The organism is Rhizobium indigoferae (assembly GCF_034554815.1).
Lineage (GTDB): Bacteria > Pseudomonadota > Alphaproteobacteria > Rhizobiales > Rhizobiaceae > Rhizobium > Rhizobium leguminosarum.
Genome location: NZ_CP140635.1, coordinates 829,621 through 843,542, shown reverse-complemented (window position 1 = coordinate 843,542; position 13,922 = coordinate 829,621). Strand labels below are relative to the sequence as shown.

General features: G+C 58.3%; 16 protein-coding genes and 2 pseudogenes. 9 read left to right on the top strand and 9 right to left on the bottom strand.

The window, feature by feature from the left end; translation table 11 throughout:
- Positions 1–70: 70 nt before the first annotated feature.
- The 8 genes from U5G49_RS04315 to U5G49_RS04280 all read left to right on the top strand — a co-directional run bounded on the left by U5G49_RS04315 (position 71) and on the right by U5G49_RS04280 (position 3,359).
- Entirely contained in the window at positions 71–373 is a 303-nt protein-coding gene (locus U5G49_RS04315; RefSeq protein ID WP_018449489.1) for a hypothetical protein, read from the top strand.
- Between the two features lie 145 nt (positions 374–518).
- On the top strand, positions 519–782 hold the full coding sequence (locus U5G49_RS04310; RefSeq protein WP_018241124.1) for a DUF1488 family protein: 264 nt from the start codon (positions 519–521) through the stop codon (positions 780–782).
- Between the two features lie 79 nt (positions 783–861).
- Positions 862–1,224, top strand: a complete 363-nt coding sequence (locus tag U5G49_RS04305) for a hypothetical protein (protein WP_018241123.1) — start codon at positions 862–864, stop codon at positions 1,222–1,224.
- A 67-nt stretch (positions 1,225–1,291) separates the two neighbouring features.
- A complete protein-coding gene (locus U5G49_RS04300; protein ID WP_163999960.1) occupies positions 1,292–1,441 on the top strand; it encodes a hypothetical protein in 150 nt (49 codons plus the stop codon).
- Between the two features lie 84 nt (positions 1,442–1,525).
- Positions 1,526–1,969 carry a pyridoxamine 5'-phosphate oxidase family protein gene (locus U5G49_RS04295; protein ID WP_193444846.1) on the top strand — a complete coding sequence of 148 codons (444 nt, stop codon included), beginning with the start codon at positions 1,526–1,528 and terminating at the stop codon, positions 1,967–1,969.
- 208 nt (positions 1,970–2,177) lie between these two features.
- Positions 2,178–2,414, top strand: coding sequence for a hypothetical protein (locus tag U5G49_RS04290; RefSeq protein WP_193444847.1), 237 nt, complete (start codon positions 2,178–2,180; stop codon positions 2,412–2,414).
- A gap of 118 nt (positions 2,415–2,532) precedes the next feature.
- Positions 2,533–2,715 carry a DUF3606 domain-containing protein gene (locus U5G49_RS04285; protein WP_018517836.1) on the top strand — a complete coding sequence of 61 codons (183 nt, stop codon included), beginning with the start codon at positions 2,533–2,535 and terminating at the stop codon, positions 2,713–2,715.
- A gap of 443 nt (positions 2,716–3,158) precedes the next feature.
- Positions 3,159–3,359 carry a hypothetical protein gene (locus U5G49_RS04280; RefSeq protein ID WP_193444848.1) on the top strand — a complete coding sequence of 67 codons (201 nt, stop codon included), beginning with the start codon at positions 3,159–3,161 and terminating at the stop codon, positions 3,357–3,359.
- Between the two features lie 594 nt (positions 3,360–3,953).
- Here the strand turns inward: U5G49_RS04280 and U5G49_RS04275 are convergent.
- The 8 genes and pseudogenes from U5G49_RS04275 to U5G49_RS04240 form a co-directional block, all read right to left on the bottom strand.
- Positions 3,954–4,139 (bottom strand): hypothetical protein, encoded by a 186-nt coding sequence (locus tag U5G49_RS04275; protein WP_018241117.1) that lies wholly within the window; start codon positions 4,137–4,139, stop codon positions 3,954–3,956.
- A gap of 272 nt (positions 4,140–4,411) precedes the next feature.
- A complete protein-coding gene (locus U5G49_RS04270) occupies positions 4,412–4,840 on the bottom strand; it encodes a DUF1515 domain-containing protein (RefSeq protein ID WP_193444849.1) in 429 nt (142 codons plus the stop codon).
- 16 nt (positions 4,841–4,856) lie between these two features.
- Positions 4,857–5,375 (bottom strand): hypothetical protein, encoded by a 519-nt coding sequence (locus tag U5G49_RS04265; protein ID WP_246289066.1) that lies wholly within the window; start codon positions 5,373–5,375, stop codon positions 4,857–4,859.
- A 92-nt stretch (positions 5,376–5,467) separates the two neighbouring features.
- A pseudogene (locus tag U5G49_RS04260) lies at positions 5,468–5,668 on the bottom strand (hypothetical protein); the annotation flags it as partial.
- 19 nt (positions 5,669–5,687) lie between these two features.
- Positions 5,688–6,049: pseudogene (locus U5G49_RS04255) on the bottom strand (hypothetical protein).
- The gene (locus tag U5G49_RS04250; RefSeq protein ID WP_193444850.1) at positions 6,049–6,510 is read right to left on the bottom strand and encodes a lysozyme; all 462 of its coding nucleotides are present in this window, start codon (positions 6,508–6,510) and stop codon (positions 6,049–6,051) included. The pseudogene U5G49_RS04255 and the gene U5G49_RS04250 overlap by 1 nt, the downstream one beginning before the upstream one ends.
- On the bottom strand, positions 6,485–6,739 hold the full coding sequence (locus U5G49_RS04245; RefSeq protein WP_193444851.1) for a DUF7940 domain-containing protein: 255 nt from the start codon (positions 6,737–6,739) through the stop codon (positions 6,485–6,487). Before U5G49_RS04245 ends, U5G49_RS04250 begins: the two co-directional genes overlap by 26 nt.
- A gap of 398 nt (positions 6,740–7,137) precedes the next feature.
- Positions 7,138–7,632 carry a hypothetical protein gene (locus U5G49_RS04240; RefSeq protein WP_246289069.1) on the bottom strand — a complete coding sequence of 165 codons (495 nt, stop codon included), beginning with the start codon at positions 7,630–7,632 and terminating at the stop codon, positions 7,138–7,140.
- Between U5G49_RS04240 and U5G49_RS04235 the strand changes: the two genes are divergently transcribed.
- Positions 7,616–8,386 carry a methyltransferase domain-containing protein gene (locus U5G49_RS04235; RefSeq protein ID WP_322790909.1) on the top strand — a complete coding sequence of 257 codons (771 nt, stop codon included), beginning with the start codon at positions 7,616–7,618 and terminating at the stop codon, positions 8,384–8,386. The two genes, U5G49_RS04240 and U5G49_RS04235, sit on opposite strands and share 17 nt — an antisense overlap.
- A gap of 95 nt (positions 8,387–8,481) precedes the next feature.
- On the opposite strand, the gene U5G49_RS04230 is transcribed toward U5G49_RS04235, so the two are convergent.
- Positions 8,482–13,830, bottom strand: a complete 5,349-nt coding sequence (locus U5G49_RS04230) for a M10 family metallopeptidase (RefSeq protein ID WP_284200482.1) — start codon at positions 13,828–13,830, stop codon at positions 8,482–8,484.
- Between the last annotated feature and the right edge of the window lie 92 nt (positions 13,831–13,922).

Genomic DNA, 13,922 nt, shown 5'->3' with positions numbered 1-13,922 from the left:
AACCTCATTCGGCGGTAGCCATTGATAATGGCGTGGCGGAACCCATTTTAGAGAGAGGAGGATACGCATCATGCAGTTCAACGGTGAAGCGACCCTCACAAAGCCGTCGGCACTGGCGGTTTCAGAACGGCGTGCGCTCATAGATCACCTCAGAGAGGTGATCGCAGGCCTGGCTCACGGGCTGGCCGCCGATGGATTGCTGGACCTTGTGCCGCCTCTGCTTGAGATAAACAAAGTCCTCCGCGATATGACGGACGAAATTTCGCGTGCGGACCCGGTCTATTCCGACGAGATCATCACTGGTACGGTGCGCTTGATCAAGACATCTCAGGCTTTGCTTGATGACCGGGTCATCGTGCAGACGATCCATTGAGACCTGGCGACGATCGGGCATGGCGGCAGGCTGGTTGCCAACCATCTGGCATCAAGCTGCCCGTTCCGGTCAGCCGTGCATCGACAATCATCGCCGGGTCCGAGGGTCGCACAGCGGCTCCCACCCACTTCCAAGGACAACCGCAATGGCACTTATCTTTCCCAACAGAAGCCGCAGCTTCGACGAAGCGCGAAAAGGTGTCCGCTTCACCGGCTATGACGGCATGTTCGAGGTCAGGTTTCTGGTCGAAGAAGCAGCCCTCGGCAGCGCGATCACCCAGAATTCTTCCGAAGCCGCCTATCTCAATGCCTTCGATGCGGCGCGTTCTTCCATTCAGGAGGCTGCATCGAGAGTCTATCAGCATCGACGCGGAAACAACTTCACGCTCACGGCTGCAGATTTTCGCTGATTGCGAGAAGGCGTACGGCCGGTGAACTGAAACGGCCACCATCCTGCTACTGCCGGATGAGACAGGGGGAGCAAAGCATATGGTTGCCACACGATACCGCCTGAAAGACCTGAAGCTGGCACGTCGCCATATCGTGAAGGCGGCGCATCGCGTTGCCGATCAGGAAATGCTGATCAGGAAACTATTGCGCAAAGGCAGACCCTCCGGATCGGCCTATGCGCTGTTGAGCAGGCTCTACGACGATCAACGGCGGAAACTCGATCGGCTGAAACTGATCGAAGCAATGGTTGAGGTCGAAGCGCAATCCTGTATGGACGTGCCCCGCAATCCTGCCCCCTCCGCGCCGCCATTGGCGATCGTGCACAGCAGCGGGATCTCTCTGCCGGACCGGCAATCCGCCACGCCTTGTAGCGCAGAGGATTGGCGCCCATATTTGGTGTAGTGGCAGTTTGTGAACGGGCGCTGCTTCCCGGGTGATCAGAGTTATCCGGCCCCAACCAAAGGAGGGCATGATGTCTTCCACGGTAAACATCCATTCGTGGAAACGCCTGGCTCAGCATATCGGCAGGTTCCGGTACATCGACTTCCTGGTGAAATCGACACCGGCCATCTGTCTGGCCTTTATCGTCTATATCATTCTCAACGATGTGTTCTGGTAGGCGCGGCAAGACTGTTGCGGCGAGCCAGAACGCTTTGCTGCCATCAAACGAAGGGCTGAAACGCTGACGGAATTGGATAACGCGATGCAACTGCGAGAAATGGGTGAACAAGACTGCCTCGCCTTTCTGGCAGGCCACACCCGTGGCCATCTGGCATGCCTGGGCGAAAAATATCCCTATATCGTTCCCATTCAGTATGCCTATGAAAAAAGCCGGCTTTTCATATTTTCCATGCCGGGCCTGAAGATTGATCTATTGCGGGCCCATTCGCCAGCCTGTGTTCAGGTTGAAGAATTTGGCGAAAACCGAACGTGGAAGAGCGTGCTTGTTCAGGGCACCTATGATGAGCTGACCGATACGCCGGCCCGGCATGACGAACGCATCCACGCCTGGTCTCTCCTGCAGAAGCAACCGTTCTGGTGGGAACCCGGATCGCTTGCCTTAAACTCGGAAAGCGAAGACAGCCTTGCTCCCTCCATATTCTTCGGCATTTCGATTGAGATGGTATCGGGGAGGCAAGTGGTTTAACATCCGGGCGTTCAGACTGGCCGCGCCTTGATCCTTGATTCGCAAAGCGGCGCTGCTGCATGATATATGGAACTCCAGACAGACACCCCCAGCTAAACGCTGTCCGATACCAGCCTTTCCCATAGGGGCGCGGATTGCTTGATGCATCTACCAACGTGGCCTGCCGAACCGGCACCGCGTTGAATGCCACGCGACCATAGGGAAAACGATGACAGACGCACCTGAGAATGAAGCGCTTTTCAACATCACCGGACACTATGTGCAGGAATTGAAGGCCGTTCTTCAAAGCGAGAGCATTGTCGAAGGCACCGACTACGAAAACAGCGCCTTTAACGAAAAACGACGGGCGGAAGGACTGCACCTGCTGCGATTCCACAAGACCGGCACGGCAGCGCAGGCGACGCAGATCTGGGAAAGACATATGACGGCCCGAGCGCATCGATAAGACGGCACGGAGCCAAATCTTCGGCTGATGCCGACTTGAGAGCGCCGGTTCTCCGATCCTCGGTCCGGAGACGACGGCGTTGGCACGCCCACTCAACATTTCCATGGAAGGAAAAATCATGTCCAATGACAAAACGAAAAAGATCCAACCCGCCAAAGAGGCCGTCACTGAGGCGCCCTACGAAGTCATCTATTTCGCCAAGAAACATCGCATTTCCAACGAGGATGCCAGGGACATCATTGAGAAGCACGGCGCCAATCGCAAAGAGGCTGATAAAGCCGGCCGCCGTATCAGCGTCTAGCGAAAAAAATAGCCTCGCAGGCGCTAAACTCTAAGGGCTTTATTGGATGCATGTCATTTTCCCAAAACCGCACACACTTTGGGCGACATGCAGTATTTGATGCATGTCGTTATCCCAAAACCGCGCACACTTTTGAGCGACATGCTTTATTTGATGCATGTCATTATCCCAAAACCGCGCACACTTTTGAGCGACATGCATTGGCCGCAGCTGGCTTTGCATCTGCTTGCGATGCCACGATGCAACATCAGTGGACGAATTAACCCTACTGGCTTACCTTAATATCAGCATGCGCTTGAATACATCCGCCCCTATGCCATCGTAGCCTCAACGACAACACTTCTGGTTCCTGAAGCAGCTCGCCGGAACCGTGGCCCCGCCTTTCCCTGGAGAGGCTGGCTTGCCTTCAGGGGCCCCGAGCTAGATCGAATGGAGGGTATGCCATGAACAACATCTTGGAATTTCGTCCAAAATGCGCGCATGACGAAAGTCTGTCCGACTGCCGGGAAGCGCTTGAACCGGCCGTGATGAAAATCGTCAGCGACGCCATCGGCAAGGGATACACGGCCGCGGAAGCCGCCATGGTGGTTGCCGATATCGCCGACGATTACATTCTCATGCTCTCGCGGCAACTGCAGCATTGACAGGCTTTCCTGGCGCGCAGCTGTGCCTTCTTGATCCATCGCAGATGCTAGATCAATGCGTCTTCGAGCGTGTGAACTTCCAACGTCGACAAACGACAAATGACTTTGCCCGCTGACGACAGCCGGGCGCCTTATCATCATACTTGCATGAGTGGACCGCGCAGCAACTGCAGGGGTAGCAGTAGGTACAGGAGACGAGACCTGCCGCGCGATCCGCCGGCAAAACCCCTGATATTGTCGGAAGTTCCCCGGCAGAGATACGACGCCACGATCCCGGAAATTCCGCCAGGGATGATCGACAACCTGCCCGGGCACGTTGCGACCGTCACACCGATGAGCTCCCGCCGGGCGAAAACCGACAGGCACATTGGAACGCCAACGAAAAACCCCGCCGGAGCAGGGCTTTCAGCAGGTCCAAGTGGAGCAAGCCGGAGATTCGGCCCACGTCTTAAACAAGATCGATCATGTCAAAACCCGGCAAAAGCACCTCTTTCGCGAGCGTTCACGGCGCTCCTCTGTTCCGCTCAATCTTTGAATCATTGCCGTAATGTGGCGTGTATTGATCCCTGCGACGTCTTCCGCGACCCTCGCCATCTAACGCCACCTCGGCTGCCGCGGCGGAGCATTGGCCTGGATTTCATGGAGTGGCGCCCGAGAGCCGAGAAGTTTCTTCAGCTTCTTCTCCTCGGCCGGGCCGATCCCAAACTTGCGGCAATGTTCCGCAACATCGTGCTCTCGCGGGCCGGGAATACGAACTTGGCGATTGCTCATGGTTTTCATGACCGTTTCCTCCTGAGAGGAAAACCAGCAGGCGGTCGTTTTGTTCGTTAGTGATGCCTAAAATTTAGGAGTCTGGTTTGCTTCGGTTTTGGGGCGAGCATAAGTATCGGTCCGCCAGGCGCCAAGGCGGCGCTTAAAGGGATCATCAACGGGTTCATTTTCATAAAACGAAACAGCGCCATCGCCACCGCAATAGCAGGCTATCTGTAGAGCACGAAATGCATCTGCGCACGCCACACCCAAGACCGGCCGCCGAATGACCGGCACCCGCGTCAATTGATCTTCAACCAATGCCGAAGCGCTGCCACCGCGCCGTCGCTAGCATAGGCGATCATCCCGCCAATCGTCAGGCCGGCAAACGCGATAAGCCCCGATATCCCATAGCCGATCGATTTCATCCGTTTCCACTCTTCAAGTGCCGGCCCGACCGCCTCCTGGTTCTTCTCGACGGTCTCCTTGAGGCTTTTGATTTCCTCGCGGATCTGCGCATCCGCACCGCCGCTGATCGCCACCCTGGTATCGAGATGGGCGATCTGCCTGGCCTGTTCGTCGAGCCGCTGGTGGACCACGGCGCGGCTATTGTGGGCATTGGCCTTTTCGTCGCTGACCTCCTTGCGCAGAAGCGCGACGTTGTCCTCGATGCCTGTCAGCCTTCCCTCGACGCGCCCGAGAGCGCGGAGAATATCGTCATTGGATGTCATCTCTCTCAGCGCTCGACTAGGGGTAAAATTTCAGCTTTTCGGATTGCGGCAAGCGGCCGACAAATCGCAAGATCTCATGCAGCGTCGGATGGACGTGGTATCCAGGTTCATGCCGTGAGCCAGCAGCGCGGCATTGTCCTGGACGTTGGTGGCGAATGTCCTGCACCTTATAGTCGGCCGTCCCGTCGCCATTGTCGATGCGGCCATAGGTGTTTCTCGACGTCCATTGACCAGGCTGATATTCGAACATGATGCGGGTGCCGTCCGGCACCGAAGCCGGCAGCTTGATCGTGTCCCACGTCGTCACGCCGTCCTGATTTCCAGGATGCCCGACGACGTTTCCGAGCGGAAACATTTCAGCGGCCGACGACTTCGTCGGATCAGTGTCCGCCGTGAAGGCAAGCAGCTGATCGATGACCTTGGCGTAACGAGAACTTGCCTTGATGGTGTTGTTCACCGTCGCCAAGGTGGTTGTCCATAAGGCGGGAACGGTATAGCCCGCGACCGTCCGGCCGCTGTCCGACGAAGCGGTCATGGTCGGAATTATGGTGACGCCGACGACATGGATGCCCGCCCCATCGCATTCGGCAAGATCGTCTCCTGCGGCGCAAGGCCGCCCTCTGTGCAGCCGAAACCCACGGTGAGGTCGTCGTAGAACTGAAGGGTGCGCCCCTGGCGGGCATTGGCCCGGTCGAGAGCCTGTCGTTCGCGGGCGAGGATGGCGATCACAGGCTCGGCTTCGACAACAGGCGCATGCGCTTCCTGCCGGCGCAGATCATTGGGCAAAGGCGGCAGCGCGATGCCGGCCGCCGCCTGCCCCGTCGTCACCGCCGCCTTGTTCAACCGCTCAGTGGCGGAGCAGCCACTGACGATCAGCAGCAGTGACAGCGCAAGCGCGGTTCTTTTCCGAAAGCTGAAGTTCATAGGATCGGATCTCGATTCGAGTGTGTCTTTGGCGGCCTGCTCGGCGGCTTCCGCGGCCGCGAGGCGCTTGCGATGCTCCTCGTTCGCCCAGGCGGCGGCGTTGCGCTGGCGCTCCATCTCTTCGGCCCGGGCGCCGGCTGCGGTCTTTTCGGCCAGCAGGACATAGCCGGCGCGCGCCTCGCGGGCCGCCGAGGGATAGCCGATCGAGACGGCATAGAGATGATAGAGCAGAAGGCCGGCGGCGATGCCGGCGCCCATTTTGAGCGTGTCGAGGATGGAGAACATCAGATGCCCTCGAGGCAGAAGGCGCGTTCTTTCTGCCGGCGCCGTGTCAGGCCGGGAAAGACGATGCCGGCCGCGCGGTTCCACTTCAAAAGCGACTCGCAACCCTCGGCCGTCCTGCCCTGGTTGATGAGCTTGACCGCGCTCGACCCACAAGCCGCCTTGACGCCGACATTGTAGGCAAAGGAGGTCAGCGCCACGAAGCGGGCATCCGGCAGCGGAACATGCACGCAGCTTCCGACACCGCTGGCATAGGTCTTGAGCTCCAGCGCCAGGAGCGCCTTGCACTGCTCCACCGTCTTGTGATCCCCAGGTTTGACGCCATTGGTGCTGCCATAGCAGATCGTCCAGGGCCCTTGCGTGGCCGGATCCGGATAGGCATTCTGACGCAACCCCTCGAACGATCCGACGAGCGCCACAGCCATGGCCGCGGCGGCACTACCCTTCTGCAGGCGGTATGCCATTCAGGTCTCCTGAGATTTTCTGCTGGACGAAGATGCGGGCGATAATCGCCGCAACGGCCAAGAGGCCTGTCATCGCCGACATGGCGAGCTGGATGTAGATGTTGCGGGATAGCCAGGTCGCGGTGATGAAGGTGTAGACGGGCTCAATGATGATGAAGAGCAGCGCCAGCGCCATGAGGCGGACGCTCCACGCGCGCTTGAGCACTGCGCGCCAGTTGTGGACGAGCATGAAGTGGGCTCGGGATTGTGGATGTGGCGAGGCATCCGACTCCTAGGTGAAGACGGGTGCAGATTGTTGTCGCGATGTGAACAGGCTATGGCCTTACCAACGTTCGCGCAGGCGCTTCGCGAACCGGTGGGCGAGGAGGAAGCATTGAATATTCAAACGCGAACCGCGCTCGTCCTTGCTCTGCATCGGCGGCGTCTTCTTGGTGATCATCCGCTACTGCGTCTCCGCCGGCTATCTCTAACGGCAATACGGTTCGAGTGATCGCAGATTCATGCGCTGCGGCAAACGCTGGTTCAGGAGACATCCTGCCTTATTCGAAGGATAAGCTTTATCGGTCGCTGCCCAACGGAACGCTGTCCAAATGACAACGATTGCTTATTGAAAGATAAGCGTTCCTGTCAGCGTACGATATCGTAGCCGCGCGCCTTGATACGACCCTTAATCGTGAGAACTGGATCATTGTTGCTTGGATCGATCGACAATTCGGCGCCGACTGTATTTCCCATGATGATCCGAACATTACGAACGCCGGCCCCATCGTAGTTCTTCGATCCGAATTCGGCCCAGCCGTCCTTGATGCCAGATCGGGCGCAAAAGATGGGCGAGCCGGGGTGCCTGATAGGGTCAATATTGCATATGTCCTGCCAGGCATAGCCGCTATCAGAGTTTGATATAGCGCCCTCCCCCGGCACGATGTCGAACGCCATATTCTTGCCCGGTTCGTTCGGGCGAGCGACGGCGACCGAAGCGAAGGAGACATCGTTTCTCTGGCTGATATTGAATGATGTCGCCAGGAATTGAGCGAATGCAGGAGGAGCGATAGGCGAGAGACCAAGGGATCCTGCGAAAAACAGGCCGTTGAGAGCGGTTAACGCAATGCCGAGCTTACTCATATGTTTCCTTGAGTTTGGGGCGACGGTGGAACTAAGATTGATTTGCTCGCTCCTGCATGATAGCGGCGAAGATGGCGGGTCACGATATATTTATAGCAAGCAGGCCGCCTTATCGCCCGTAGTTGATCCACAAGAAAGTTGGAACTTGTTCAAAAGACTAATTCGATCTTTTCGCAGACCGGCTAGCCTGCCGCAGGGCACCGACGCGTTCAACTGCGGCGGACAAACCGCCAACTCCTGGATGGACAGGGCGAACATTTCCGCCGATTTGATAGCGAAAGCGGCGTCGCTGAGTGGGCGCCCCCGGGCGATTTTAGCAGACATTGGATGCGGCGACGGCAAATTAGGCCCTTTGGTCGCCTCCAAAAGGGCTGGGTTCACTTATCGCGGGTTTGACCTACACCCACAGAGGAAGGGAATAACGCCTTTTGACCTGAGGAAGGACAAACTGGAGGATCGATATGACGTTATCGCTCTTCTAGGAGTACTCGAGTACATCTCCGACCTACAATCTGTGTTGCGCCACCTTCGGGACCACTGCAGTTTCTTGGTCGTCAGCCATGTCTCAAATCGAGTTGGGATGAGCGCAGACGAGATGGCCAAGTTGAACTGGACAACCGTGTTGTCCAAGGGCGCATTTTCTTCCGAGTTGACAAAAGCAGGCTTCTCCATCGTCGAGGATCGGACCACTACTAATGGCCAGACGGTAATCTGGCTTTGCGAGGTGGATGGACAGCAAGGGCTGGAAGCTTAAGCTCTCCTTTCTCGGCCCGGCCCAGTCGGGGAATGCGGACCGAGGTAGGTGCCCCACCCCCGGCAGGTTTTTCTGCCGGGGAAGTTCGAGCAATATCACACAAACTGGAAGTCCTCTGACTGAAGGCTCGATACGAGGATACTCTGAAGTGTTATGGTGTTGTCAGCATCGGCCTTTATGATCGTATCATTCCCAGACTGGCTCGATGCGGCAAGAAGCGACGCCCAATCCGAGAAGATGCTATCATCGATCCTGATAACATCATGATCACTGCCACTTGCCCCGAAATTTGTGATCGTGTCATGGCCCCAATCCGGCAAATAGACGAAGACGTCTGCCACTATGCTACCGGTGATGATATCGTTGCCGGCGCCCCCCGTCAGCGTGTTGCTGCTGACTATGTTGCCGATGATGCGGTTGTCCAGCGAATTGCCGGTGCCGGTGAAGCTACTCCAGCCGCTATAGGTCAGGTTTTCCACATTGGCGCCGAGCGTATAGCTTGAAAGCGACGTCCGAACCGTGTCCGTTCCCTCATTGGCGCTTTCGGTGACGACGCCGGCGGCATCGTCGACAAGGTAGATGTCGTCTCCAGCGCCGCCGATCAAGGTGTCAGCGCCAGTCGCGCCATCCAGCCGATCGTTGCCGACACCACCGGTGATCGTATTGCCGAGCCCATTTCCGGTACCGATGAAGGCCCCCGAGCCGATGTAGGTGAGGTTTTCGACATTGGCAGTAAGCGTGTAATTTGCCAGCGTCGTCCGAACCGTGTCAGTCCCCTCATTGGCATTTTCAGTGACGACGTCGCCCGCATTGTCGACGGAATAGGTGTCGTTGCCCGTGCCACCGAGCAAGGTATCGGCTCCCGCCGCGCCAATCAGCCAATCGTTGCCGGCACCGCCTGAAAGCGTATCGGCAGCAGCGCCCCCGGTGATCGTGTTGTCTAGCGTATTGCCAGTGCCGGCAAAGGCGCCCACTCCGGTGTAGGTCAGGTTTTCGACATTGGCGGCAAGCGTGTAGCTTGCCAGTTGCGACGTCCGAACCGTGTCGGTCCCCTCATTGGCGTTCTCGGTGACGACGTCGGCGGCATTGTCGACAGAATAGGTATCGTTGCCGGTGCCGCCGATCAAGGTATCGGCGCCCGCAGCACCGTTCAGCGAATCGTTGCCGGCACCGCCGATGATCGTGTTGGCAGTCGCATTGCCAGTGCCGGTGAAAGCTCCCGTGCCGATATAGGTCAAGGTTTCGACATTGGAGGCAAGCGTGTAGCTTGCCAGCGCCGTCCGAACCGTGTCGGTCCCCCCATTGGCGTCTTCGATGACGACCTCAGCGATATCGTCAACGGAATAGGTGTCGTTGCCGCCGCCGCCGATCAAGGTATCTGCGCCCGCCGCGCCATCCAGCCAATCGTTGCCGTCGAAGCCGGACAGCCTATCATTGCCGACACCGCCTGTGATCGTGTTGGCGAGTTCGTTTCCGGTGCCGGTAAAGGCCCCCCCGCCGACATAGGTCAGGTTTTCGAGATTGGAGCCGAAGCCGAGCGCGTAGTTTAACAACGTCGTCCGAACCGTATCCGTCCCCCCATTGAGGTTTTCGGTGGCGACGTCGGCAGCATTTTCGACGGAGTAGGTATCGTTGCCCGTGCCGCCGAGCAAGGTATCGGCGCCCGCTGCGCCAATCAGCCAATCGTTGCCGGCACCGCCTGACAGCCTATCGTTGCCGACACCGCCAGTGATCGTATTGTCGAGAGCATTGCCAGTCCCGCTAAAAGTCCCAGTGCCGGTATAGGTCAGGTTTTCGACATTGGCGGCCAGCGTGTAGCTCACCAGTGCCGCCGTCCGAACCGTATCGGTGCCCTCATTGGCATTTTCAGTGACGACGTCGCCGACATTGTCGACCGAATAGGTGTCGTTGCCGGTCCCGCCGAGCAAGCTATCGGCGCCCGCCGCACCGTTCAGCCAATCGTTGCCGGCCCCGCCTGAGACCGTATCGGCGGCAACGCCCCCGGTGATCGTGTTGTCGAGCCCGTTTCCGGTACCGCTGAAGGCCTCGGTGCCGGTGTAGGTCAGGTTTTCGACATTGGCGCCAAGCGTGTAGCTTACCGTGGCGCGAACCGTGTCGGTCCCCTCATCGGCGTTTTCTGTGACGACGTCGGCGATATTGTCGACGGAATAGGTGTCGCTGCCGGTGCCGCCGATCAAGGTATCGGCGCCCGCCGCGCCGTTCAATGTGTCGTCGCCGACACCGCCGATGATCGTGTTGTCGAGCCCGTTTCCGGTACCGCTAAAGGCCCCCCCGCCGACATAGGTCAGGTTTTCGATATTGGCGCCAAGCGTATAGCTTAACAACGTCGTCCGAACCGTATCCGTCCCCTCATTGAGGTTTTCGGTGACAACGTCGGCAGCATTTTCGACGGAGTAGGTATCGTTGCCCGCGCCGCCGAGCAAGGTATCGGCGCCCGCCGCGCTAATCAGCCAATCGTTGCCGGCACCGCCTGACAGCCTATCGTTGCCGACACCGCCAGTGATCGTATTGTCGAGAGCATTGCCAGTCCCGCTAAAAGTCCCAGTGCCGGTATAGGTCAGGTTTTCGACATTGGCGGCCAGCGTGTAGCTCACCAGTGCCGCCGTCCGAACCGTATCGGTGCCCTCATTGGCATTTTCAGTGACGACGTCGCCGACATTGTCGACCGAATAGGTGTCGTTGCCGGTCCCGCCGAGCAAGCTATCGGCGCCCGCCGCACCGTTCAGCCAATCGTTGCCGGCCCCGCCTGAGACCGTATCGGCGGCAACGCCCCCGGTGATCGTGTTGTCGAGCCCGTTTCCGGTACCGCTGAAGGCCTCGGTGCCGGTGTAGGTCAGGTTTTCGACATTGGCGGCAAGCGTGTAGCTTGCCAGTTGCGACGTCCGAACCGTGTCGGTTCCCTCATCGGCGTTTTCGGTGACGACGTCGGCGACATTGTCGACGGAATAGGTGTCGTTGCCGATGCCAGCGATCAAGGTGTCGGCCCCTGCCGCGCCGTTCAGCCAATCGTTGCCGTCGCCGCCGATGATCGTGTTGGCAGTCGCATTGCCGGTGCCGGTAAAGGCTCCCGTGCCGGTATAGGTCAGGGTTTCGACGTTGGTGCCGATGGTAAAGCTGGCTAGCGCCGTCTGGACCGTATCCGTCCCCTCATTGGCATTCTCAATCACAGCATCCGTTGCAATATCGACGACGTAGACGTCGTCGCCCACCCCGCCCGACATCGTGTCCAATCCGGCACCGCCGATCAATGTGTCGTTCCCAGTACCACCTGACAGCCTGTCATCGCCGACTCCGCCGGTGATCGTGTTGTCGAGTCCGTTTCCGATACCGCTGAAGGCCCCGGTGCCGGTGTAGGTCAGGTTTTCGACATTGGCGCCAAGCGTGTAGCTTGCCAGTTGCGACGTCCGAACCGTGTCGGTCCCCTCACTGGCGTTTTCGGTGACGACGTCGGCGATATTGTCGACGGAATAGGTGTCGTTGCCGGTGCCGCCGAGCAAGCTATCGGCGCCCGCCGCGCCATTCAGCCAATCGTTGCCGGCACCGCCTGTCAGCCTGTCTTTGCCGATGCTGCCGGCGATCGTGTTGTCGAGCCCGTTTCCGGTACCGTTGAAGTCTCCCAAGCCGGTGTAGGTCAGGTTTTCGACATTGGCGCCAAGCGTGTAGCTTATCAGTTGCGACGTCCGAACCGTGTCGGTCCCTTCACCGGCATTTTCGGTGACGATGTCGGCGATATTGTCGACGGAATAGGTGTCGTTGCCAGTGTCGCCGAGCAAGCTATCGGCGCCCGCCGCACCGTTCAGCCAATCATTGCCGTCGCCGCCTAAGAGCGTATCGGCCGCAGCGCCCCCGGTGATCGTGTTGTCGAGCCCGTTTCCGATACCGCTGAAGGCCCCGGTGCCGGTGTAGGTCAGGTTTTCGACATTGACGCCAAGCGTGTAGCTTATCAGTTGCGACGTCCGAACCGTGTCGGTCCCCTGACTAGCGTTTTCGGTGACGAGGTCGGCAGCATTGTCGACGAAATAGGTGTCGTCGCCAGTGCCGCCGATCAAGCTATCGGCCCCTGCCGCACCGTTCAGCCAATCGTTGCCGCCGCCGCCAATGATCGTGTTGGCAGTCGCATTGCCAGTGCCGGTAAAGGCTCCCGTGCCGGTATAGGTCAGGGTTTCGACGTTGGTGCTCATGGTATAGCTGGCAAGCGCCGTCTGGACCGTATCCGTCCCCCCATTGGCATTCTCAATCACAGCGTCGTTGGCATTGTCGACGATGTAGACGTCGTCGCCCACCCCGCCCGACATCGTGTCCAATCCGGCACCGCCGATCAATGTGTCGTTGCCGATACCGCCGGCAAGCGAATCATTTCCGGCATTGCCCCAAAGCGTATTGTTCGCGTCGTTGCCGACAATCGTATCGTTGCCGGAACCGGCCTGAACATTCTCGATCAACGAGGCAAGATTGCCATGATAAAGAAGTGCGTTGAAAATGTTGCCGCGGGCATAACCACTGTTCGGGCCTCCTCCCAGGTCGGCCAACTGGCCCTGGGAAAAGACCGAGTAGCTCCCGGGTTGCAAGTTGATGTTAAGGCCGGTGGAATAGGCGCTGAGATCATAGGTGTCGATACCGCCGCCGTCCCAGACTGTTGCGAAGATCCTGTTGGCATCGGGCGTGATGGCCGCAACCCCGTTGACATAGGTGATGCCTTGGTTCGGATTCCACTTGTAAACGGTATTGCCACTGTTCGTCGTGTAGTCCGCACCATACATTTCCTGCAGGGCGGCGATGTCGAGCATCATGAAAGTTTGTGGCGCACCGTCATGCTCATACTTGATCCCACTCAAATCGTCTCCGACATATGTGTGGTAGGTCATGATCGTGTATTCGAGCGAGTCATATGCGCTCGGAACAACTGTCGTATTGGAAGCATCCCCTTCATGAGCATGTTTCAGCCCGAGAGCATGGCCCAGTTCATGCGCCAAGGTATGGCCGGCATAGTTGCCGAACTCCGGAAAGCGAAGATCATCTTCAGTGCCGGCATATGACGTCCCGAACCAGACATCGCCGCCTGCCTCCGGACTGTCTGGATAATAGGCCCATGCCGTCGGGGGCATCCATGACTGAGCGAACCGCACCGATGCGGTCTCCGCACTACCGGCCTGAAAGTTGGCGTTCGTAAATCCCTCTACGGAGAAGCCGTCATTTGCCGTGTTCCCGTAGGATTGCTCCATAAAGAACAAGGCAAAAGACTGCTGTTGCGAGGAAATCGAAGAGAAACTGTAATCTTTCTCGCCGCTGTAGGAGTACGATGCCGAGGTGGTGGGAAATGCGTAGGTTATCGTTCCGTCCCAGGCAGAACCACTGAAAAGCCCGTCAACTTTCTGATCCCCAGTCAAAGCGACGCTTGTTGTCGAAGTAATAAGGTTCGTCATAAAATCCCCGTTTGCCTAATCCACTCTGCCGGGCCAAATGCCGGCCCCCTCTGCTCCGCATGAGGGTGAAATTTCAACTACAATTCTAATCT

What these genes read in the sequence shown, in the direction of transcription:
- U5G49_RS04290 (WP_193444847.1), top strand. Translation starts at nt 2,178, where the DNA reads ATGACAGACGCACCTGAGAATGAAGCGCTTTTCAACATCACCGGACAC.
- U5G49_RS04230 (WP_284200482.1), bottom strand. Translation starts at nt 13,830, where the DNA reads ATGACGAACCTTATTACTTCGACAACAAGCGTCGCTTTGACTGGGGAT.
- U5G49_RS04265 (WP_246289066.1), bottom strand. Translation starts at nt 5,375, where the DNA reads ATGACCGCTTCGTCGGACAGCGGCCGGACGGTCGCGGGCTATACCGTT.
- U5G49_RS04275 (WP_018241117.1), bottom strand. Translation starts at nt 4,139, where the DNA reads ATGAAAACCATGAGCAATCGCCAAGTTCGTATTCCCGGCCCGCGAGAG.
- U5G49_RS04295 (WP_193444846.1), top strand. Translation starts at nt 1,526, where the DNA reads ATGCAACTGCGAGAAATGGGTGAACAAGACTGCCTCGCCTTTCTGGCA.
- U5G49_RS04270 (WP_193444849.1), bottom strand. Translation starts at nt 4,840, where the DNA reads ATGACATCCAATGACGATATTCTCCGCGCTCTCGGGCGCGTCGAGGGA.
- U5G49_RS04280 (WP_193444848.1), top strand. Translation starts at nt 3,159, where the DNA reads ATGAACAACATCTTGGAATTTCGTCCAAAATGCGCGCATGACGAAAGT.
- U5G49_RS04240 (WP_246289069.1), bottom strand. Translation starts at nt 7,632, where the DNA reads ATGAGTAAGCTCGGCATTGCGTTAACCGCTCTCAACGGCCTGTTTTTC.
- U5G49_RS04245 (WP_193444851.1), bottom strand. Translation starts at nt 6,739, where the DNA reads ATGCTCGTCCACAACTGGCGCGCAGTGCTCAAGCGCGCGTGGAGCGTC.
- U5G49_RS04305 (WP_018241123.1), top strand. Translation starts at nt 862, where the DNA reads ATGGTTGCCACACGATACCGCCTGAAAGACCTGAAGCTGGCACGTCGC.
- U5G49_RS04285 (WP_018517836.1), top strand. Translation starts at nt 2,533, where the DNA reads ATGTCCAATGACAAAACGAAAAAGATCCAACCCGCCAAAGAGGCCGTC.
- U5G49_RS04235 (WP_322790909.1), top strand. Translation starts at nt 7,616, where the DNA reads ATGCCGAGCTTACTCATATGTTTCCTTGAGTTTGGGGCGACGGTGGAA.
- U5G49_RS04250 (WP_193444850.1), bottom strand. Translation starts at nt 6,510, where the DNA reads ATGGCATACCGCCTGCAGAAGGGTAGTGCCGCCGCGGCCATGGCTGTG.
- U5G49_RS04310 (WP_018241124.1), top strand. Translation starts at nt 519, where the DNA reads ATGGCACTTATCTTTCCCAACAGAAGCCGCAGCTTCGACGAAGCGCGA.
- U5G49_RS04300 (WP_163999960.1), top strand. Translation starts at nt 1,292, where the DNA reads ATGATGTCTTCCACGGTAAACATCCATTCGTGGAAACGCCTGGCTCAG.
- U5G49_RS04315 (WP_018449489.1), top strand. Translation starts at nt 71, where the DNA reads ATGCAGTTCAACGGTGAAGCGACCCTCACAAAGCCGTCGGCACTGGCG.